The sequence below is a fragment of the Mucilaginibacter sp. P5_A6 genome (assembly GCF_056400585.1).
Genome location: NZ_JBFUKZ010000006.1, coordinates 169,352 through 190,775 on the forward strand (window position 1 = coordinate 169,352; position 21,424 = coordinate 190,775).

General features: G+C 42.5%; 20 protein-coding genes. 6 read left to right on the forward strand and 14 right to left on the reverse strand.

Annotated elements, in window-relative coordinates; genetic code table 11:
* Positions 1 to 150: 150 nt before the first annotated feature.
* The 8 genes from AC1DO4_RS08530 to AC1DO4_RS08565 form a co-directional block, all read right to left on the reverse strand.
* The gene (locus tag AC1DO4_RS08530; RefSeq protein ID WP_477414801.1) at positions 151 to 1,335 is read right to left on the reverse strand and encodes a M20 metallopeptidase family protein; all 1,185 of its coding nucleotides are present in this window, start codon (positions 1,333 to 1,335) and stop codon (positions 151 to 153) included.
* Positions 1,328 to 1,792, reverse strand: coding sequence for an SPOR domain-containing protein (locus tag AC1DO4_RS08535; protein ID WP_477414803.1), 465 nt, complete (start codon positions 1,790 to 1,792; stop codon positions 1,328 to 1,330). Before AC1DO4_RS08535 ends, AC1DO4_RS08530 begins: the two co-directional genes overlap by 8 nt.
* A 157-nt stretch (positions 1,793 to 1,949) precedes the next feature.
* Entirely contained in the window at positions 1,950 to 5,258 is a 3,309-nt protein-coding gene (secA, locus tag AC1DO4_RS08540) for a preprotein translocase subunit SecA (protein WP_477414805.1), read from the reverse strand.
* 235 nt (positions 5,259 to 5,493) lie between these two features.
* A complete protein-coding gene (locus AC1DO4_RS08545) occupies positions 5,494 to 6,417 on the reverse strand; it encodes a bifunctional riboflavin kinase/FAD synthetase (RefSeq protein ID WP_477414807.1) in 924 nt (307 codons plus the stop codon).
* An 82-nt stretch (positions 6,418 to 6,499) separates the two neighbouring features.
* Positions 6,500 to 7,228, reverse strand: coding sequence for a tRNA pseudouridine(55) synthase TruB (truB, locus tag AC1DO4_RS08550; RefSeq protein ID WP_477414809.1), 729 nt, complete (start codon positions 7,226 to 7,228; stop codon positions 6,500 to 6,502).
* 179 nt (positions 7,229 to 7,407) lie between these two features.
* Positions 7,408 to 8,202, reverse strand: coding sequence for an undecaprenyl-diphosphate phosphatase (locus AC1DO4_RS08555; protein ID WP_477414981.1), 795 nt, complete (start codon positions 8,200 to 8,202; stop codon positions 7,408 to 7,410).
* A 158-nt stretch (positions 8,203 to 8,360) separates the two neighbouring features.
* Positions 8,361 to 8,642: a DUF3098 domain-containing protein gene (locus AC1DO4_RS08560; protein ID WP_477414811.1), complete on the reverse strand. Its 282-nt coding sequence runs from the start codon at positions 8,640 to 8,642 to the stop codon at positions 8,361 to 8,363.
* A gap of 83 nt (positions 8,643 to 8,725) precedes the next feature.
* Entirely contained in the window at positions 8,726 to 9,604 is an 879-nt protein-coding gene (locus tag AC1DO4_RS08565; RefSeq protein ID WP_477406805.1) for a cell division protein FtsX, read from the reverse strand.
* Between the two features lie 339 nt (positions 9,605 to 9,943).
* Here AC1DO4_RS08565 and AC1DO4_RS08570 point away from each other — a divergent pair, with 339 nt between their 5' ends.
* Positions 9,944 to 10,147: a hypothetical protein gene (locus AC1DO4_RS08570; protein ID WP_477414813.1), complete on the forward strand. Its 204-nt coding sequence runs from the start codon at positions 9,944 to 9,946 to the stop codon at positions 10,145 to 10,147.
* Between the two features lie 85 nt (positions 10,148 to 10,232).
* Here the strand turns inward: AC1DO4_RS08570 and AC1DO4_RS08575 are convergent, their stop codons facing one another.
* The 3 genes from AC1DO4_RS08575 to AC1DO4_RS08585 all read right to left on the reverse strand — a co-directional run bounded on the left by AC1DO4_RS08575 (position 10,233) and on the right by AC1DO4_RS08585 (position 13,707).
* Complete coding sequence (locus AC1DO4_RS08575; RefSeq protein WP_477414815.1) at positions 10,233 to 12,032, reverse strand: ABC transporter ATP-binding protein; 1,800 nt, start codon at positions 12,030 to 12,032, stop codon at positions 10,233 to 10,235.
* A gap of 108 nt (positions 12,033 to 12,140) precedes the next feature.
* On the reverse strand, positions 12,141 to 12,926 hold the full coding sequence (truA, locus tag AC1DO4_RS08580) for a tRNA pseudouridine(38-40) synthase TruA (RefSeq protein ID WP_477414817.1): 786 nt from the start codon (positions 12,924 to 12,926) through the stop codon (positions 12,141 to 12,143).
* Between the two features lie 247 nt (positions 12,927 to 13,173).
* Positions 13,174 to 13,707: a DUF892 family protein gene (locus tag AC1DO4_RS08585; protein ID WP_477414819.1), complete on the reverse strand. Its 534-nt coding sequence runs from the start codon at positions 13,705 to 13,707 to the stop codon at positions 13,174 to 13,176.
* A gap of 253 nt (positions 13,708 to 13,960) precedes the next feature.
* On the opposite strand from AC1DO4_RS08585, the gene AC1DO4_RS08590 reads away from it, so the two are divergent.
* The 3 genes from AC1DO4_RS08590 (at position 13,961) to AC1DO4_RS08600 (ending at position 17,152) form a co-directional block, all read left to right on the forward strand.
* Positions 13,961 to 14,431: a DUF4293 domain-containing protein gene (locus tag AC1DO4_RS08590; protein ID WP_477414821.1), complete on the forward strand. Its 471-nt coding sequence runs from the start codon at positions 13,961 to 13,963 to the stop codon at positions 14,429 to 14,431.
* Between the two features lie 156 nt (positions 14,432 to 14,587).
* Positions 14,588 to 14,818, forward strand: coding sequence for a hypothetical protein (locus tag AC1DO4_RS08595; protein ID WP_477414823.1), 231 nt, complete (start codon positions 14,588 to 14,590; stop codon positions 14,816 to 14,818).
* Between the two features lie 489 nt (positions 14,819 to 15,307).
* Positions 15,308 to 17,152 carry a DEAD/DEAH box helicase gene (locus tag AC1DO4_RS08600; protein WP_477414825.1) on the forward strand — a complete coding sequence of 615 codons (1,845 nt, stop codon included), beginning with the start codon at positions 15,308 to 15,310 and terminating at the stop codon, positions 17,150 to 17,152.
* Between the two features lie 764 nt (positions 17,153 to 17,916).
* Here AC1DO4_RS08600 and AC1DO4_RS08605 read toward each other — a convergent pair.
* From AC1DO4_RS08605 to AC1DO4_RS08615, 3 genes are read right to left on the reverse strand one after another with little or no spacing between them, the layout of a single operon-like run.
* A complete protein-coding gene (locus AC1DO4_RS08605; RefSeq protein ID WP_477414827.1) occupies positions 17,917 to 18,240 on the reverse strand; it encodes a hypothetical protein in 324 nt (107 codons plus the stop codon).
* A gap of 55 nt (positions 18,241 to 18,295) precedes the next feature.
* Positions 18,296 to 18,640, reverse strand: coding sequence for a hypothetical protein (locus AC1DO4_RS08610; protein WP_477414829.1), 345 nt, complete (start codon positions 18,638 to 18,640; stop codon positions 18,296 to 18,298).
* Between the two features lie 30 nt (positions 18,641 to 18,670).
* Positions 18,671 to 19,678 (reverse strand): NAD(P)H-dependent glycerol-3-phosphate dehydrogenase, encoded by a 1,008-nt coding sequence (locus AC1DO4_RS08615; RefSeq protein WP_477414831.1) that lies wholly within the window; start codon positions 19,676 to 19,678, stop codon positions 18,671 to 18,673.
* 283 nt (positions 19,679 to 19,961) lie between these two features.
* Between AC1DO4_RS08615 and AC1DO4_RS08620 the strand changes: the two genes are divergently transcribed.
* Positions 19,962 to 21,155 (forward strand): hypothetical protein, encoded by a 1,194-nt coding sequence (locus AC1DO4_RS08620; RefSeq protein ID WP_477414833.1) that lies wholly within the window; start codon positions 19,962 to 19,964, stop codon positions 21,153 to 21,155.
* Positions 21,156 to 21,213: 58 nt separating this feature from the next.
* Positions 21,214 to 21,375, forward strand: coding sequence for a FeoB-associated Cys-rich membrane protein (locus AC1DO4_RS08625; protein ID WP_477404880.1), 162 nt, complete (start codon positions 21,214 to 21,216; stop codon positions 21,373 to 21,375).
* Positions 21,376 to 21,424 lie beyond the last annotated feature (49 nt).

The following is a 21,424-nucleotide window of genomic DNA, read 5'->3' on the forward strand; positions in this document are numbered from 1 at the left end:
CGTTATAATATTTAAAACGCAAAGTCATCCTGAACTTGTTTCAGGATCCCACAGGCCCCCCGGTCGACTTAATGCAACGCATCTTGCTCGCGGGATGCTGATCCTACCAGTTGGCGGATGGCATGACGCCTGTTAATTTAAAGTCCGATGTTAATTCCCAAGCTGCTTAATAGCCAGGTAGGCCATTAAGCCTGTACTTATTTTAAAAGCGTCTTCCTCTACATCAAAGGTAGGTGTGTGTACTGATGACGTGATACCGCGCGCCTCGTTACGGGTACCTAAGCGGTAAAAGCAACTATCTGCTGCCTGCGAGTAGTATGCAAAATCTTCTGCAGCCATCCAGATATCCAAATCGAGTACATTCTCTTTACCTAAGTAATCCTCGGCGTGGCCGCGGGTGGCATGGGTTAATACTTCTTCGTTGATCAGGAACGGATAACCGCGCATAATATTAAAATCGCAGCTGCCGCCCATGCTTTCGGCCATGCCTTCGGCCATTTTCTTCATACGTTTGTGGGCCTCTTCCCTCCATTTTTCGTCCATGGTGCGAAAAGTTCCTTCCAGGTAAACCTCATTAGGGATCACGTTGGTAGCGCCGTTGGCAATTACCTTACCAAATGACAATACCGAAGGGCTTTTAGGATCGGCAAAGCGGCTTACCACCTGTTGCAGGGCGGTTAGTATATGGGCAGTAATAATTACCGGGTCGATATTTTGTTGCGGCTGGGCGCCGTGACCACCTTTACCTTTAACGGTAACATACAACTCATCAGTTGAAGCCATGTATTTGCCGGCACGGAACCCCACTTTACCCGCCTCTATCAAAGGCATCACATGCTGGCCTAATACGGCCTGTGGTTTTGGATTTTCCAGTACGCCCTCTTTTATCATCAAACTGGCGCCGCCGGGAAGTTTCTCTTCGGCCGGTTGAAATATCAGCTTAATTGTTCCACCAAACTGGCTTTTTAGTTCGGTTAAAATACGGGCAGTACCTAACAATGATGAGGTATGCGCATCATGACCGCAGGCGTGCATTACCCCAACGTTTTTTGATTTGTAAGGCACATCATTAGCTTCGGTAATTGGCAAAGCATCCATATCGGCGCGCAGGGCCACTACTTTATCAGATGGCAGGTCGCCTTTTATCAGGGCGACTAACCCGGTATCTGCCATTTTTTGGTACTCCAAACCCAGCTCTTCCAGCTTATTGGCTACAAAAACAGAGGTTTGTAACTCATGGAACGATAATTCGGGGTTGGCATGCAGGTGGCGGCGGTTGGCTACCACATCATCAAATATTTTTTGGGACAGGTCCTGTATTTTTTCTTTAATCATCGTTGGCATCAGCTTTAGGTAGATTTATTTTTTCGGATATGATAAAAAGGCTCGGAAACAAGGCCCGGAGTTCCTGCATCAGTTTTTGGGCTTCCAGGCGTGTTCTGAAATCACCAGCGCGAACTTTAAAATTAGGTTCGCTGTAAAGGATATAGGTACGCAGTTCGGGGTATTCCCGTTGCAGTCTGGCCTGGGCACTGTAAGCTTCCTGCCGGCTCGATCCGCTGAAGAACTGCACCCGGTAACCATAGGATGATGATACACCGGGCGGTACACCGGTTTCTTTATTTAAAGTAAAGCGTCTGGCTATCAACGTATCAACGAGGGGGTCTTTTACCACTTCAACCTTACCACGGGTTTGCGCAAAAATTTGGCCGGAGGCAATTATCAGCATAAAAAAAAAGCAGAATTTGATGAAGGCTGGTTTAGCTTTTTGATCAAATACTGCTTTTTTCATGGTTACTATAATTAGAAACCGTCATTGCGAGGAACGAAGCAATCCCCGATTTACAGAGCGGATCTGCATAGTTAGGGATTGCTTCGTACCTCGCAATGACGTGGTGTTGTTATTCTTTTTTTACACCTCCCCTTCAGGGGAGGCCGGGTGGGGCTTCTTAATTCTGCCCTACTCCGTGGCAGTTTTTATATTTTTTACCGCTACCACAAGGGCAAGGGTCGTTACGGCCAATTTTTTGCTCAACCCTTACAGGTGTAGCTTTCTGCTGCTCACGAAAATCATCCATCGGGATGCCGTTAACTTCGTTTACCAGCTCGGCTTTGGTGGTTTTCATTTTACGCAGATCAAGCTTTGGCTGCGGTTTTGCTTCTTTCACCTCTTCTGCTTGTTGCTGAACCGGGATTCCTCCCCTGAACAGGAAGCTTACTATTTCCTTATTCACATTGGCTAACATGCCACGGAACAGTTCAAAAGCTTCAAACTTATAAACCAATAACGGATCCTTCTGCTCATAAACCGCGTTCTGTACAGATTGTTTTAACTCATCCATTTCACGCAAATGCTCTTTCCAGGCGTCATCAATCAGGTAAAGGGTAACGTTTTTCTCAAATGATTTAAACACTTCATGCCCTTTGTTATCAACCGCTTTTTTAAGCGGAACAGAAACCTGGATACCATGAATACCATCGCTAAACGGAACCACAATGTTTTCTACATACTGGCCGCGGGTATCATAAACGTCTTTTAATACAGGATAAGCCTGTGCAGAAACTGCATCGCCCTTACGTTTGTAAAAATCCATCACCGTTTGGAAGCTGTGATCAACCAGGGCGTTGATAGAGTTGGCGCCAAATTTATCAGCATCAATCTCCACATCAACAGAAAACAGGCGAATCATTTCTAAAGTAAAGCCTTCGTAATTGTTAGCCTCCTTATATTCGGTAGTGATATCCTCAACCACATCAAAAATGGTATTGCTCAAATCAACATCCAAACGTTCGCCAAATAAAGCATTTTTACGTTTGGTATAAACAACGGTACGCTGTGAGTTCATCACATCATCGTATTCCAGCAAACGTTTACGAATACCAAAGTTATTTTCTTCTACTTTTTTCTGTGCACGTTCAATGGATTTAGAGATCATGGAATGCTGAATAACTTCGCCTTCCTCGATTCCCATACGTACCATCAGGTTCGAGATTCGCTCCGAGCCGAATAAACGCATCAGGTTATCTTCCAACGATACAAAGAACTGTGAAGAACCCGGATCACCCTGCCTACCGGCACGACCACGTAACTGCCTGTCAACACGGCGGGATTCATGGCGTTCGGTACCTACAATGGCCAAACCGCCTGCTGCCTGTACACCTGCACCCAGCTTAATATCAGTACCACGACCGGCCATGTTGGTAGCAATGGTTACTGTACCCGCCTGGCCGGCTTCGGCCACAATATCGGCCTCTTTCTGGTGCATTTTGGCATTCAGTACGTTATGTTTAATACCGCGCAGCTTAAGCATACGACTTAATAGCTCAGAAATTTCTACCGATGTAGTACCCACCAGTACCGGGCGACCGGCTTGTGTTAGTTTCACAATCTCATCGGCAACGGCATTATATTTTTCCCGGATGGTACGGTATACCAAATCCTGCCTGTCCTCACGGCTAGCGGGGGTATTGGTTGGTATTTCTACCACATCCAGTTTGTATATTTCCCAGAATTCACCGGCTTCGGTAACGGCAGTACCCGTCATACCGCAAAGCTTGTGGTACATCCTGAAGTAGTTTTGCAGCGTAACTGTTGCAAATGTTTGCGTGGCATCCTCTACCTTCACATTTTCTTTAGCTTCAATTGCCTGGTGTAAACCATCAGAGTAGCGGCGACCATCCAATACACGGCCTGTTTGCTCATCAACAATTTTCACCTTGCCTTCGTCCAAAATGTATTCGGTATCTTTTTCGAACAAGGTATAAGCCTTTAATAACTGGTTAACCGAGTGGATCCGTTCAGATTTGATAGAGAAATCGCGCATCAGCTCATCCTTACGGGCAATTTTTTCTTCGGTGCTCAGGGTTGATTTTTCAATCTCAGCAATTTCGGTGCCTACATCAGGCATCACAAAGAAATGTGGATCCTCGCCGGATGAGGTGATCAGTTCGATACCTTTTTCGGCAAGTTCAACCTGGTTGTTTTTTTCGTCAATAACAAAGAACAGTTCGGCATCTACCTTAGGCATATCCTTACCCTGATCCTGCATATAGTGGTTCTCTACCTTTTGCAGGGTACTCCTGTTTCCGCCTTCACTTAAAAATTTTATAAGCGCCTTGCTTTTGGGTAAGCCCCTGTAGGCCCGCAATAAAGCCAAACCACCACCCTCTGCGTCGGTATTACCATCGTTAATCGCTTTTTTGGCTTCGTTTAATACGGTGTTTACATAAGCTTTTTGTGCGTTAACCAAACGTTCAATGCGTGGTTTCAGCTCATAAAACTCATGCTCATCACCACGTGGGATAGGGCCAGATATAATTAAAGGTGTACGGGCATCATCAATTAAAACTGAATCGACCTCATCCACCATTGCATAATGCAGTTTGCGTTGTACCAACTCTTCGGGGCTACGTGTCATGTTGTCACGCAGGTAATCAAAACCAAACTCATTGTTAGTACCAAAGGTAATGTCTGCAAGATAAGCAGCGCGGCGTTCTTCAGAATTTGGCTCATGTTTATCAATACAATCAACTGATAAGCCGTGGAACTCATATAAAGGGCCCATCCACTCACTATCCCTGCGTGCCAGATAGTCATTCACCGTTACGATGTGTACTCCCTGGCCAGCCAATGCGTTCAGGTAAGCAGGCAGTGTAGCTACCAGCGTTTTACCTTCACCTGTTGCCATTTCGGATATTTTACCCTGGTGCAAAACTATACCACCTATAAGCTGTACATCGTAATGAACCATGTTCCAGGTAACCTCGTTACCAGCAGCAAGCCAGGTATTCGCGTGAAATGCTTTTTCGCCTTTTATAGTAACATTGCTTTTACTTGCGGCAAGATTACGATCAAACTCGGTTGCAGTAACTTCAATGGTTTTATTTTCAGAAAAGCGCTTAGCAGTTTCTTTTACAACCGCGAAAGCTTCTGGCAATATATTGATCAATATGTCTTCCAGTTCTTTGTTACGGTCTTTTTCCAGCTTATCAAGTTGAGTATACAGATCAACTTTTTCGGCTACATCCATATCAAGTTCGTTTTCGGTACGATCTTTTATAGCCTGAATCTCGCTGTCGATGCCCGAAAGGCCTTCGGCGATGGTTTGTTTAAAACCTATTGTTTTAGCTCTAAGCTCATCATTACTGATGTTATCGAGTTTTGCAAATTCAGCCTTTACTTTTTCAACTATCGGCTTAATACTTTTTACATCCCGTTCTGATTTGCTTCCAAAAAGCTTACTGATAAAATCTAACATATTATTTTGATATGATCCTACAAACTCAATAATTACGCCACAGCGACAATTAGAGCCATATTGACAGGCAAAGGTACGAAACCCCCTCTAAACGGCGAAGCTTCATGAGCATCAATATCAATTAATTAATTACATAGCGAATAATCTCTCCCGGGTTGGTGAGACTTTAATTTTTCAGAAGCTTATTGGACCTGGTTTTATTAAGCCTTCGCTTTTAGAGAGGGGTGGGATGAGGCTAAAGCAGTGCCAGCACATCCACTTTATCCTGCCCTAACTGCATCTTAAGTTCATCAAGCGATGCAAACTTCACATCCCCGCGAACATAGTGATGAAATTCCATTTTAATGGGCTGATTGTAGATCTCCCGATCAAAATCAAATATGTTTACCTCGATATTGCGGGTAAGGCCATTTACCGTTGGGCGGCTGCCAATGTAGGCCATGCCTTTGTAGGTTTCGCCGGCAATAATTACAGTTACGGCAAAGATCCCATCGGATGGGATGAGTTTATATTTTTCTTCTACTACGATATTGGCTGTTGGATAACCTAATTGTCTGCCTATCTGGTCGCCGCGGATCACTTTACCGGTAATAAAGAAAGGGTAACCTAAAAAGGCATTTGCCAGGTCGATCTGGCCGTTTAACAGCGCCGTTCTGATGCGGGTTGAGCTAATGGCGACCTCATTGATATCCTGTTCAGGGATCTCTACAACATCAAACCCGTAAACCGGACCAAGTTTTAACAGATCATCCAGGCCACCCAGCCGGTCTTTACCAAAGCGATGATCGTACCCTATCACTATTTTTTTTGTGCCGATCTTGTTTACCAGCACATCACGGATGTAACCTTCGGCAGTTTGGTTACTAAAATCTCTTGAAAATGGAGTGATGATCAAATGATCTACGCCCAATTGCTCCATCAGCTGGGCTTTTTCGGTAATAGTGGTTATCAGCTTCAAACTTTCATCCTCGGGATGCAATATCATCCGTGGATGCGGAAAGAAGGTAAGAATAACAGTTTCGCCATTGATCTCGCCGGCAAGTTCTTTTATACCTGCAATAATTTTGCGATGGCCAATATGTACCCCATCAAATGTACCGATGGTGACAACCGCATTTTCTATCGCTGTAAATTCATCAATATTGTGATATATCCTCATTTTATGAGTAAAACGCAAATTTAGTTTTTTAATCTACCCGGCTATACCCGGCATAATATTTTGACCGGGAAATGGTTAATGATCAACCCTTATCATCTACCGGCTCAACCGGCGCTTTTAAAGTTCTGATCATATTTACCAGTTCCATCACTTCCCAAGCATCATCTATCCGGTAATTTCCGCTCCGTGTACGCCTTAATTTGGATAAATAAGCCCCGTTATTTAAAGCTGCTCCAAAGTCGTTCACCAGCGAACGGATGTAGGTCCCTTTACTGCACACCACCCTGAAATCAACTTCCGGCAATTCAATGCGTGTTAGCTCAAACGCGCTGATGGTTACGTTACGCAGGCGCAGTTCAACTTCCTCACCCCGACGGGCCTTTTCGTATAAACGTTCGCCATCAATTTTTATAGCCGAATGCGCGGGTGGATATTGCTGAATATCCCCGATAAACCGTTCGCAGTTATTACGCAGCTGTTCCCCGGTAAGTTGGCTGATGTCGAATTTATTATCGACGTCCGTTTCCAAATCGTATGATGGCGTGGTTGCGCCAAGCACCATAGTGCCGGTGTATTCCTTTTCTTCGGCCTGGAAAGTATCAATCTGCTTGGTCATTTTACCGGTACAGATGATGAGCAGGCCGGTAGCAAGCGGATCAAGCGTGCCGGCATGACCAACCTTTAACTTAAGCGGCTTAAACGAATTGCGGATTTTGCCCACCACATCAAAGCTCGTCCAGTTATAAGGCTTATTAACCAGCAAAAGCTGACCTTCGGCAAATTCTTCTAATTTAGTATAGGTATTCTTCAATTATTGCTATTAAAGCCGCAAAGGTAGGGAAATAACAGCAACAAGCCCCCTCTTAATGGCGAAGCGTGCATAAACGCCATTATTGTGTGATTAACTGTTGCGAATAATCTCTTCTGGTTGAGGAGACTTAAGAAAATCTTTAAAGCCCTCCCTTCAGGAGAAGGTTTGGGCGGCTGATCCTATATCGTTTCCAACTGATGTCCGCTCACTATCAAACCGATAATCACAATACCTATAACGATACGATACCAACCAAAGATCACGAAGCCTTTGCGCTCCAGGAACGTAATGAATGTTTTGATAGCCAGCATAGCTACCACGAAAGCTATAACATTACCTATAGCCATTAACTTAATTTCTTCGCCGGTGAAAGTGTGACCTTCCTTATAAAAATCATATAGTTTTTTTGCTGTGGCAGCAAACATAGTTGGTACAGCTAAAAAGAAAGAGAATTCGGCAGCGGCAGTACGGGTAAGCTTTTGCGACATGCCACCTACTATAGATGCAGCCGAGCGTGAAGTACCCGGGATCATGGCCAGGCATTGAAAAAAACCGATCTTCAATGCTGTTAAATAGCTGATATCTTCTTCTTCTTTTACTGTGGGTTTGTTAAACCATTTATCAACAAACAGCAAAATAACACCACCTATTAATAAGGTAATGCCCACCGTAAGTGCGCTCTCCAGCAAAGCATCAATTTTTTTGCTAAACAGCACACCAAACACTGCTGCCGGTATAAATGCCACCAATAGTTTAATATAGAAATTGACGGTTTGAAAAAACCGTTTCCAGTACAATACCACAACCGATAAAATAGCGCCTAACTGTACGGCGATGGTAAACAATTTTATAAAAGGATCAGCAGCTATACCCATTATGGATGAGGCTATTATCATGTGCCCGGTTGATGATACCGGTATAAACTCGGTTATTCCTTCAATTATAGCAAGTACAATTATGTGTATAAGTTTTATGGTATCCATTGTTTTTAGGGGAGCGGTTGGATTAGAGGATTGGTAGATTAAGTTGGAATGGCTATTAAGCTATCATGTTAAAATTGGGTTAATTAAGCCGGGAGTTGAAGGACAATCCAATCAACTACTCACTTAATCAACCTCATTAACTAAAAACCTTACTTTACTTCTGGTTTCTTTAATATCGCGTAAAAGCCCAACCCAAAGCCAGCCAATACTACTACAGGGGCAATAACTATTTTGGTGTTGCTATAAATATCTGTAGTACCAGACATCAGCACAAAGCCGAAAGCAACCACCAGTACACTGATGATTAAAAACTTGTAATTCCCCTTATCAAATATAAATTCAACCGGCGCGTTGCTGGTAGTTTTAAGTGTTGGTTTAGCTGCCTGTGCCGATGTTTTTAAAGGCGTAGTTGGTTTAAATTGCTGTGCCATGTATATTTTAATGATTGATTTATTGATTTATTGATTTAGCCCCAAAGTATAAAACCTTTCAGTTTTAACCTTTCGCCTTTAACCTATCTATACAGATCGTATATTTTTAAACGTAAAAACTTATTAACTGCCAGAAATGTACTGAATGCGGATATAAATATCCCAGCTCCGATAACGCCTAAAAATACGATGCCAAATTCTGTATAATCCTGCAGAATCACCAAATCCGGCACCTCCTTGTAGGCGAAGTATAGTGAGGCAATTAATATAATAATGGCTATTAAACCGCCTAACAAGCCATGCCAGATTCCATAAAATAAAAACGGCTTGCGGATAAATCCTTTTGTGGCCCCTACCAGTTGCATCGATTTTATCAGAAATCTTTGCGAGTAAATAGCAAGCCTGATGGTATTGTTTATAAGCGCTACCGAAAGCACAACAAATATGCCCGCAAATACCAGGATGATCAAACTGATTGATGTTAGGTTCTGATTCATCTGATCAACCAATGATTGCTGATATTTTACCTCTTTAACCAGGGGGTTCTTTAACAGATCGGCCTTAAATTTCTCAATATCCTTATTATTTGCAAAATCGGCCTTAAGGTAAACATCAAGCGATTGTGAAAGTGGGTTATATCCCAGGAACTTCACAAAATCCTCGCCCAGGTCCTTTTGAAGGTTACGGGCGGCAAGTTCTTTACTTACATATTGGGTTTGCTTAACTATAGGGTTACCATCCAATTGTTTTTGTAGCTGCAATACATCGGTTTCATGCGCGGCATCATCAACAAAAATATTCAGCACAATATTTTCTTTAACATAGCGCGAAAGATTTTTGGCATGCACCAAAAGCAGTCCCAGCAGCCCTATCATTAATAATACCATGGCAATACCAAATACGGTAGAAATGTATATGGTTTTGGTTTTTTTTGCCGATGCACTTGCTTCAAATTCTTCCATGTTGTTTAGATATGAGACATGAGTTTGAGATGTGAGATTAAAAAAACAGCCACATTTTGGAGCTTATCTTACGTCTCATATCTTAATACCTCACATCTATATTCGTGCGAAATTAAGAAACACGCCTTAAAGGTAAAAGTTTATTAGTTATAAATATTGTTTAATGGTGTAATAGTGTGGTGGTTTTAACATTTATTAACTATTGCATCAGAATTTACAGAAGTAAAGAATGAGCAGATTGCTAATCCGGCGACCGGGTCATTTCTGTAAATTTTAAAATCCGACAAATTCTGATTCAGGCGAAATAAACAAAAGCCAGCCACTACCTGTTATACCACTATGACAAAGCCAGCAAACGATAAAGGCAAACCATCACCTTCAGATACACCAACCCGCCGGCCAAACGATAACGGTGGTAAAAGCAAGGTAAAAACAGAAGACGAGCAATACCACGCCGATGAACCCCATGGTGGCGACATTGCCAAAAAACACGAAAAAGAAGAACAACCTGTACATTCGGTTAAAGCGGTTCCTAAAAATTGAGTCACGGGGAGCGGGGTTCGGGTTGCGGGTAGATGACAGTTAGCTGTCAGAATAAACATCCCGCCCCAGGCAACGTGCAACTTGACTACCTTGCTATCCCCGCCGAATTAAACTGCAGATCATACAGCTTTCTGTAATGGCCGTTCTCTATTTTTAACAATTCCTGGTGGGTACCGGTTTCCATGATCTCGCCATGATCGAGCACGATGATCCTATCAGCATTTTGGATGGTTGACAGGCGGTGGGCTATCACGATGGCTGTGCGGCCCTGCATTAATTTATTGATAGCGTTTTGGATCAGGATCTCGGTTTCTGTATCCACCGATGAGGTTGCTTCGTCTAAAACCAAAATTGCCGGGTTGTATACCAGGGCCCTGATGAAGGAGATCAGCTGAGATTGTCCTGCCGAAAGGGTTGCTCCACGTTCCATTACATTATAATCGTATCCGCCGGGCAGACGTTCAATAAATTCGTGTGCGCCTACGTCCTTAGCCGCAGCAATAATTTGCCCGCGTGTTATGGATTGGTTATTGAGGCTGATGTTATTAGCAATGGTATCGGTAAACAAAAACACGTCCTGTATAACGGTAGCGATTTGTGATCGCAGGAACTCTACCTCGTATTCGCGAATATCGTGTCCGTCAACCTTTACACTTCCCTGCCCTATTTCATAAAAACGGTTCAGGATATTGATGGTTGATGATTTACCGGCACCGGTAGCGCCAACCAGGGCCAAGGTTTCGCCGGGTTTTACGTGGAAACTGATATTTTTAAGCACCCAGTTTTCATCGTTGTAGGCAAACCAAACTTTATCAAACGCTATATCCCCTTTTAACCTGCCAGTTTTCAGCGTTCCGTTATCAACGGCCACTTCATCGGTATCCAGCACTTTAAAAATCCTGTCGGCCCCAACCATGCCCATTTGCAGGGTGTTGAATTTATCGGCCAGCTGACGAATAGGGCGAAAAAGCATGTTCAGTAACACAATAAACCCGGTAATTACCCCAGGAGTAATACCTTTTTTTGATGCCGATAAAGCTGCCAGCTGATTATCAGACAGCATCCGTTTACAGCCATACCATACCAGCAAACCAATACAAATGGCAAACAGGATCTCAACCACCGGAAAAAATATAGAGTAATACCAGTTTGAACGAATGTTTGCATCCCGGTATTTAAGGTTTACGGCTTTAAATTTGCGCATTTCCTGGTCTTCGCGCGCAAATAGTTGAATGATGCTGATTCCTGAAATATGCTCGGCCAGGAAAGTATTTAGCTGCGCCACCTGCGTGCGCACTTCCTGGAAGGAGGATTTAATGGCCTCCTTAAATACATAGGTTGATGCAAACAGGAAAGGCATCGGGATCAGGGTGATCAGGGCCAGTTTCCAGTCCTGGTAAAGCATAAAACCAATAACGGCAAATACCAGCAGCATATCGCCCATGATAGATATGAGCCCTTCAGAAAATATATCAGCAATGGTTTCCAGGTCGGATACCGTACGCGTTATCAGCATGCCAATAGGTGTACGGTCAAAATACTTTAACCGAAGACTGGTGATATGATTAAAAATATCTATCCGCAGATCGCGGATCACGGATTGGCCAAGCGAGTTGGTTAAGTAGGTTTGGTAATACTGTGCCACAGTTTGAATAAGCAACTGGGCTATCATCAGTGCCACCATAAAAACCAGTCCGTTGTAATCATCATTCAGGATATTAACATCCAGCGTGCGCTGGATCAGGATAGGCTGCAACAAGGCGCTAACTGCCAAAAAAACAGTTAAAAGCCCCGCCACAACAAACGTGGTGTTGTACGGTTTTACATAACGCATCACCCGCTTTAACAGTTTCCAATCAAGTGCTTTCCCGGTAACTTCAGACATATGGCCCCCCAGCCCCCTAAAGGGGGAGTTTTTTGATTTGCTAATCTATTACTAATTTATAAATCATTACTACACTTTCCTTCCCGCTATTGTTCCCCCTTTAGGGGGTTAGGGGGCTACTACTATATAAGGATACTTTACCTCCGTTAAATACAGCCCGCAGGCAGGTACACTCATACCGGCGTTTGAGCGGTTTTTGCTTTCAATTATCTCCCTGACAGTTTCAGGAGGTATTTCGCCTTTGCCAACCATCATCAGGGTACCAACTATTGCCCTTACCATGTTGCGTAAAAACCTATCTGCCGAAATATGGAACACCATACCCTGCTCCGTTTGCACCCATTCGGCCCGGCTAATTTTACAGTTGTTGGTTTTTACCTGTGTATTTGACTTACTAAAGCAGCTAAAATCAATATAATCCATGATCATAGCCGCTGCCTGGTTCATCAGCTCCAAATCGGGCACATCGCGTACCTGCCAGGAGTATCCCCTCAAAAAAGGATCTTTATTAAAATGAATATGGTACTGGTATGATCGCAGCGTGGCATCAAACCTGGCATGCGCATCCTCATGAACGGGGAGGATGTTTTTTATGGCGATGTCGGGGGGTAATATAGCGTTGAGCCCCCCCCGCCCCCTGAAGGGGGTGCTTTCTAACGCACTTACTCCCCCTTCAGGGGGTTGGGGGGCATCAAAATGTGCAAAAAACTCCCTCGCGTGTACGCCGGTATCGGTGCGGCCGCATCCTGTTGTTTCAATTGGCTGGCGTAAAATTGTTGCCAGCGCTTTGTTAAGCGCTGCCTGAACGCTGCGGGCATTTTGCTGCACCTGCCAGCCATGGTAGGCTGTGCCATCATAAGCCAGTTCAATAAAATAGCGTTGTTTACCCGTCACGCGGCAAAGTTAATTATTATGCCGGGCTTGGGAATTCATAATTTGGTCAAAGTATTCATGCTGTTTTGTCACTGGTATCGGTTTACAAAAGCGTTCCGCTGGAACACTGGTACGCCCCGAACGGCGTGGAACGCAATTTATGCTGACAGTCAACACTTTAGCTATTTTCAAAAACACAGCATGGAACACCTTTGTGCCTGATAATAAACAAGTTAGCGTATCGTAATTTTATGCCAAAATACTAAATTTACCCGCCTGAAGGTTCGCTGATATATTCTTTATAAATAGATTCAAACATAATTTTATCCTCCACAGCCTGGTTAAAGGGCTTATCTAAAAAAGTATTACTGTACCCTATGGCCCTGGCCAGGTTTTTTAAAACCTTAAAATAAGTAACCTCAATACCTTCAACCAACTGCAGGTAAAAAACTATAAAAACATCGCGTTCCATAGGAGTTTTACCGGCTTTAATAGCCGATAGGTATGCTTCTAGCGTCATGGCTTTCATCCCCAGTACACTTATTTTTGCCTGATCTTCATTAATGCTGTTAAATATACCTTCTATATGCTCTAATTGATTTTGGGCGTCATCGCAACAATCCTGTATGGCATTTTTTAAATACTGTAAAGATGCAAGCGCTTTTATCTCCTCAAAAAAAACCACCAGGTGCTGTTTACCACAGTAAATACTGTTTAAATGCTCCAGGAATATTTTTTTCAGATGGGCATCTTCAAACTTCACTTCCTGGGGGGATAAATTATTATTCTGGATCGGGATCATCGCTAAATGGTTAATTGGAAAATTAGTTTAAATATAGTATATTAATTATCATAAAAGGCAAATTTCACTGCCATTAAAAATAACCTAAGGGATGTAATAATGGATAGTACTGAGTTAAAAATCTCAAGTATTAATTGAGAAAAAATAAGAAATATCAACAAAAATCAGGAAAAAAAATAGGACTAACTTATAACTTGCTGCTACATACTTTTTAACTTAACAACACTATATTTGCGCTTATAATTTTAATATCATGTTACAACGAATACAAAGCATTTACCTGTTGTTTGCCGGCCTGGTGTTGTTTGCCCTTTACTTTTTTCCGCTGGCTCACAACGTATATGTTAATGATGTACCGGTAACCATTATGGTTACCGGCATTTTCCAGGACTTAAACGGCGCGCATAAAAATATAGAATCTTTCACGGCGCTTACCGCCGTTACTGCTATAGTGGCACTTATTCCATTGGTTATAATTTTCTTATTTAAAAACCGCAAGCAGCAAATAGCCCTTTGCTACAGCGCTATGCTGGTATTGTTTGGGTATAGTTTCTGGATGGCTCAAACCGTTAAAAAAGCTGTTGGCGAAGGCGTTCAACTGGGTACCAAAACAATGGGGGTTGGGCTTTTTCTTACATCAATAAGCATTGTTATGTTGCTGTTGGCTATTAAAAGTATCAAAAATGATGAAAAGCTGATTAAATCGGCAGACAGGTTGAGATAGAGTAATACCGGGCATCCGATTTTTTCTTCCCGTTTTTTCCCCTCTTCGCTTTTATTTGGCCAATCCATTGATGTGCAGAAACTTTATATGTTCATGTTAATGTAGTAACTTTGTTATGGCCCCTGTTTTCATCAGATTTAAAAAGGAGACTTTACAATGAGGATAACCATTGAAATAGCTAGTAAAACTGAATTAAATAAGCTATCTGCTTTATTAAAATCATTCAAAATAAATACAGTTAAAATCATATCTGCTGATACAGCAATACCCATAAACAAGGGTGATAAAAAAATAGATCCCAATAGCCTATTTGGTATTTGGGCAAATAAGCCGAGATCATTGGAAAATATCCGCAAAGATGCCTGGCAAAGAGACCAAGCTATTTAATTAATAATAACGGTTTTATGCGATACGAATATCATTATTCACGCCTTAGATTTTGACTTTTTGCCAGGTATTAGATTAATTTAATACTAAAGAAATTGTTTGAGGCTCGAAAGCCACTTATCCATATTAGCTTGTAGTGTGCCTATCTCCAAAATCACAACATTCTTACCCCTGTATTTACTAAAATGACGTTCATAAACATCAAAGTAATGAGCCCATTTATATATAATGCGTTCAGTATTATTCTTAAAATATATTTCCAGATCGTTCATTCCTGTGTCAATTAACGGCTTTAAACCTACATAAAAAACCTGTTCACCAAAAGGGATTTCAAAACAGCGCACCTGTTTACCGCATCAAAAGCTGTAACTATCAAATCTTCATGCAATTGCATATTTAATTTAATACCAGCCAAGTATTGCTTTTGCAAATATTAACGCTATCTTTGCGCCCGATTTGGCGATGTTGCCAAATTCGTTATTTTAATTCATGAACCCATTTATTCAACTGGGAATCCGTCATGATATTGTTAATGCCATCTCTGAGTTAGGGTTTGAAAACCCAACGCCAATCCAGGAACAGTCAATTCCGGTATTGTTAACAGGCAGCAACGATTTTGTCGGATTAGCCCAAACCGGGACCGGTAAGACTGCTGCCTTTGGCCTACCATTATTAGAACTGTTGGATTTTGAAGAAAATCATCCACAGGCACTTGTTTTATGCCCAACACGTGAACTTTGTTTACAGATCACGAACGACATTAAAAATTACTCCAAAAAAATGGACAACGTTCACGTTGTAGCCGTTTATGGCGGAGCAAGCATCATGGATCAGTTACGCCAGATTAAACGCGGCGTACAGATCGTTGTGGCCACTCCGGGCCGTATGCTTGATATCATTAACCGTAAGGCGATAGATTTTTCGAAGGTAAAATTTGTAGTATTGGATGAAGCTGATGAAATGCTCAATATGGGCTTTCAGGAAGACATTGATAATATCTTATCTACCACTCCGGACGAGAAAAAAACCTGGCTGTTTTCGGCCACCATGCCAACTGAAGTTCGCCGTATAGCGAAAAAGTACATGAATGAGCCATTTGAGCTTACCATGGGCACAAAAAACACCGGCAATGCCAACATTGAGCACGAGTACTATATTGTACGTGCCCGTGATAAGTATGCCGCTTTTAAACGTATTGTTGATTTTAATCCYGATATTTTTGGTATCGTATTTTGCCGTACCAAAATTGAAACACAGGATATTGCAGAAGCCCTGATAAAAGACGGTTACAATGCCGATTCTTTACACGGCGACCTGTCACAACAGCAACGCGATAAGGTAATGAAACGTTACCGCGAGCGCAGCCTGCAATTATTAATTGCTACCGATGTTGCCGCACGTGGTATTGATGTTAATGATGTAACACACGTTATTAACTACTCGTTACCAGATGAGGTTGAAAACTACACCCACCGTAGCGGCCGTACAGCCCGTGCAGGTAAAACAGGTGTATCTATCAGCATTATCAACGCCAAAGAATTAGGTAAAATACGCCAGATTGAGCGCACCCTGGGTAAACGCTTTGTTAAAGCCGAAATACCAACCGGGTTTGATGTTTGCGAAAAACAATTATTCTCAATTGTTCATAAAGTACATAACGTACAGGTTAATGAGCAGCAGATTGAGCAATACATCCCGCGTATTATGGATGAGTTTAAGGATATGAGCAAAGAAGAGTTTATAAAACGCTTTGCATCAATTGAATTTAACCGTTTCCTTGATTATTACAAAAACGCACCAGACCTTAACGCAAGCGTTGAGGAAGGCGGCCGCAGAGACAGGGACGATCGCGGTGAGCGTGGCGCACCAAGCGGACCATCTGCTTACACCCGTTTATTTATAAACTTAGGCTCTGTTGATGAATTTAACCGTGGCGATTTGTTAGGTTACATTTGCAACACATCAAAAATTAGCGGCCGTAGTGTTGGTAAAATAGATGTTAAGGGTGTTTATTCTTTCTTCGAAGTTCCTAACGAGGATGTAGAAAAAGTGAGCGCCGGCTTTAAGGATGCCGAATACAAAGGCCGCCCTGTAAGGATAGAAGTATCTGGCGAAGGCACAAGCGACCGTCGTGAAAGCGGAGGTGGTCACCGTGGTGGCGAGCGTCGCGAAGGCGGCGGCGGTTACCGTGGCGGCGAACGCAGAGAAGGCGGTGGCGGTTACCGTGGTGGCGAAAGAAGCAACTCAGGCGGCGGCGATCGTCGTAGTGGTGGCTTCCGTGACTTCTCGGGCAAACCCCGCGAAGATCGCCCGGAACGTAAAAGAAGATTTTAAAGTTAGTATCAAGTAGCAAGACAATAGAAAACCTATTGAAGCTGTCTTGATACTTGATACTAAATACTTACTACTAAGTAAAAGATAGTTTTCGTGAGCTTCCCCTGGTAGGGAAGCATTAGTTTTAGTTTAGTTTTGTTAACAAAGCCTTCAATTGCCGCCAGCAGTTATGAAGGCTTTTGTTTTTTAACGGTATTAGTTAAATCATTAGTCTGAGAAGCTGTTTAAAAACAAATAAATAGATCGTCGAGGCACGAAGCAATCCCCGACTTACAGCTACCATGTCTACGCATCTTTAGATCTCATCGATATTTAAAACCGATTGTCATTTCGACGGGCCAGAGTGGGAATTGAGCGCCAGGGGCAAGGAGAAATCTTCTGCACCCTACTCTAAACCATGCACAGTTTACTGCTTGTCGCATAAGATTTCTCTTTCGCGCCCGCCTCTTTCCCCCTTTTGCTCTCTCGAAATGACATTTTCTTTTATTAAAAAGATGTATACACACGATAGGATTTACAGAGTAGCCGTGCAAATCCGATCTGCATTTTGGGGATTATTAATGTTGTGTTTTTGTTTTTATAGATATTAATGAGCTCCCTGCGGTCGGTTATCTTCGTCCTACCTCCTCGCAATGACGATCACCAGGTGACTGTGGTATTCCATACATGTCATTACTGTTTTTCCAGCTCGGCTGGTCTGTACTCAACGAGTTTTCAAGTCTATGACTATCAGAACCTAATGCTCGCAACTTTAAACTTAGTTTTTAACGGGTAAACTCAACAATATCAGAGTCGGGGTAAAGGAGTGTAAGTTTATGATCGTCCAGGTTTTTTATCAGGAATTTGGTATATGGCCGGCTCCCCTCATACGATGTAAAAATTGTATCATTCGTCACAAAATAATCCTCGGTAACCGGCTTCCCGTCATCGGTGGTAAACCCTTTTTCGGTTATCTCCAGTTTTGTTTCACCATCCTTTGATTGCCACTTGCCCAGCAACTTTTTATTAGCCTGGTTGGTAGTGCACGCAAAGGAAAACAATATTAATGCGCAAAATGCATACGCAAAAATTAAAGGGTAATTTTTCATGACAGGGTTTTTAAACTTACATTGCTTTTACAGGGCAATGTAAGTTACTAATTTTTTATTGAGCAGGTTTATCAATAAGGGCCGTTTTTTTAACATAAACTCTGTGCCCTTTTTTGTTGATGTAATAGTAATATGAGTTTTTGTCGATATAAATAGTTTGACCACCCGGCGCTACCTTTCCTTCAAACTTTTTATCAACTACTGCCGATGCACCCTTAGCCGCTATCTCCGAGGTTTTATGCCCTACTTTTTTGGCGGTTGCACTTGTTTTATGGCCAACATCCTTAGCGGTTTTGCTTATTTTATGACCAAGGGTACTGTCCTTATGAGTTTGGGCAATAACCGGCGACATCATAAATGATCCGGCAGCGAATATTGCAATCCTGAATAAATTTTTCATGGTAAGTAAATTGAGTTATTAATAAAATAACTAACTCAATTTTTCTGCCAAAATCTTCATTTCAATTACCGGGGAGCGTTTCTGGTACAAAATAGCATAAACGGCATCGCAAATGGGCATATTTACCTTGTACTGTTTGTTAACCTGCTGTAGGCAATTTACTGCATAATATCCTTCGGCTATCATATTCATTTCCAGCTGGGCCGATGTTACCGTATAGCCTTTGCCTATCATATTGCCAAAAGTACGGTTACGGCTAAACTGCGAGTAGGCAGTAACCAACAAATCGCCCAGGTAGGCCGATTCCTTAATATCGCGGTCAATGGGGTGTACCTCGGCAACAAACCTTTCCAGCTCGCGTATGGCGTTTGAGATCAGCACCGCCTGAAAATTATCGCCGTAACCTACGCCATGGCAAATACCGCCTGCTATAGCATATACATTTTTTAAAACAGCGCCCCACTCGGTGCCATAAATATCGTCAGATACAATGGTTTTGATGTAACGGGTATTAATCATGCCGGCAAATTCGGCAGCCAGGGCGGCGTCGCGCGATGCTATGGTGAGGTATGATAGTTTTTCAAGCGCCACCTCTTCGGCATGGCAAGGCCCGCTAATTACCACAAAGTCATCAAAAGAAACACCCATTTTCTGGTTCAAAAACTCTCCGATAATTAAATTTTCATCGGGTACAATACCCTTTATTGCCGACACCATTTTTTTCCCGGCTAAATCTTCGGCGGTAATGCCCGTAAGCGCCTCTTTTAAAAAGGCGGCCGGCACGTTTAGTAAAATGAAATCAGCTACACGTATAAGCGATTTCAGATCGCTGGATATGTTTTCTTTGGGCAGTTTAATTTCAACCGAACTTAAATAATTTGGATTGTGCCCAAATTTATGCAGGTGCTCAACGGCCTGCGTGTTACGCATCCACCAAAAAATTTCCTTTTCGGTAGTATTATCAGCCAGCATTTTAACATTAGCCGTGGCCCAGCTACCTCCGCCAATAACGGCTATCTTTTTCTTTTGATTTAACATTAAGTAGAATTGCCAGGTTTTAATTGACATGGCAAATTAATGAAATATTATTTGTTTTGGACGAAGGACTTTTGGATGAAGGATTTTTGGACAAAGGATTTTTAGACAAGGGACAAAAGACTTTTGGACGAAGGATAAAAGATCAGGGGAAGAAGGTTAAATTAAATTAGTTAAGTTTGTTTATACACGTATTACAGCCCCACCCAACCCTCCCCGGAAGGGAGGGCTTAAAAAAAGTCTCCCCTTCCGGGGGAGATTTAGAGGGGGCTAATTGCTTTAACCTATGAACCCATCAGCCAGGAAAACATTTAACGCAGGTTTTACCAACCAAAAATATCAGCAGTTTTTAGATAAACTTAACAGCGGCCTGCACTCGCCGGTTGCTTTCCGTGTGGCCGAAACACCCGTTTTACTTACTGCCGGTTTCAGGGATAAACTGATGACTGCAGGCGATGATATTATCGCCACAATTTTACAACCCGGTTTTAAACAGCTTACCCAGCGTGCCATTCCCGATAAATGGCGGGTAGCCAACGAGAATGATCATCCGCATTTTATTGCCCTGGATTTTGGAATCTGTAAAGACGATGCAGGCAACATCGTACCCAAACTAATAGAGATGCAGGGCTTTCCCTCGCTGTATGGCTTCCAGGTTTTGCTGGGCGATACTTATAAAGAAGTTTTTGATATAGCCGATGATCAAACCATCTATTTTAACGGACTTGATAAAGTTAGTTACCTTAATCTGTTAAGAAAAACCATTGTAGGCCCCCATCTGCCCCAAGAAGTGGTACTAATGGATGTGAACGCGCCCGAACAAAAAACGGCTGTAGATTTTTATCTTACCCAAAAATACCTGGGCATAGCCGTAATATCATTAAGCGACCTGGTACAGGAGGGTAAGCAGCTTTTTTACAAGCTTAATGGCCAAAAGAAACAGGTTAAGCGCATATACAACCGCCTGATATTTGACGAGATAGATGGCGACGACATTTTATTTGACAACGTGGTTGATATAAGGCAGCCGCTTGATGTGGAATGGATAACCCATCCTAACTGGTTTTACCGCATCAGTAAATTCACTATGCCCTTTTTAAGCGGCAATTATATCCCCGAAACACAGTTTTTGCACAAGGTAGATCAAATACCTGCCAACCTGGAAAACTATGTCCTGAAGCCTTTATTCTCATTTGCCGGCCAGGGTGTTATTATTGATGTTACCGCTACCGACATCAGCAATATTACCGACCCCGAGAACTGGATTTTGCAGCAAAAAGTGCATTACGAGCCCGTAGTGCAGGCTCCCGACGGCGGTGTAAAGGCCGAGATAAGGCTGCTATACTTATGGCCCAACGGCGATGCAAGGCCCACGTTAGCCATAAACCTGGCCCGGTTAAGCCGCGGAAAAATGATTGGCGTACGTTATAATAAAGATTTTGACTGGGTAGGCGGAACAATTGCCTTTATGCCGCGTTAAACTATATACTATTAATTGCGTCTAAGCATATATATTAAAAATTAAGTATTTTTGCATCATGAATGTCCAGGTAATTTTAGTTATAATTCTTTTTACCGCCGCAGTGTTTTACATCGGTAAAATGATGTATAAAAGCATTACAGCAAAAAAAAGCTGTGGTGGTAATTGTAAATGCGGTGTTGATTTTTCGGATATAGATGCCGGTAAATCAAATAAATAACCGGCAATAGCCATTCATGATATCTTCATTTGTTACCCATACTTTTAAC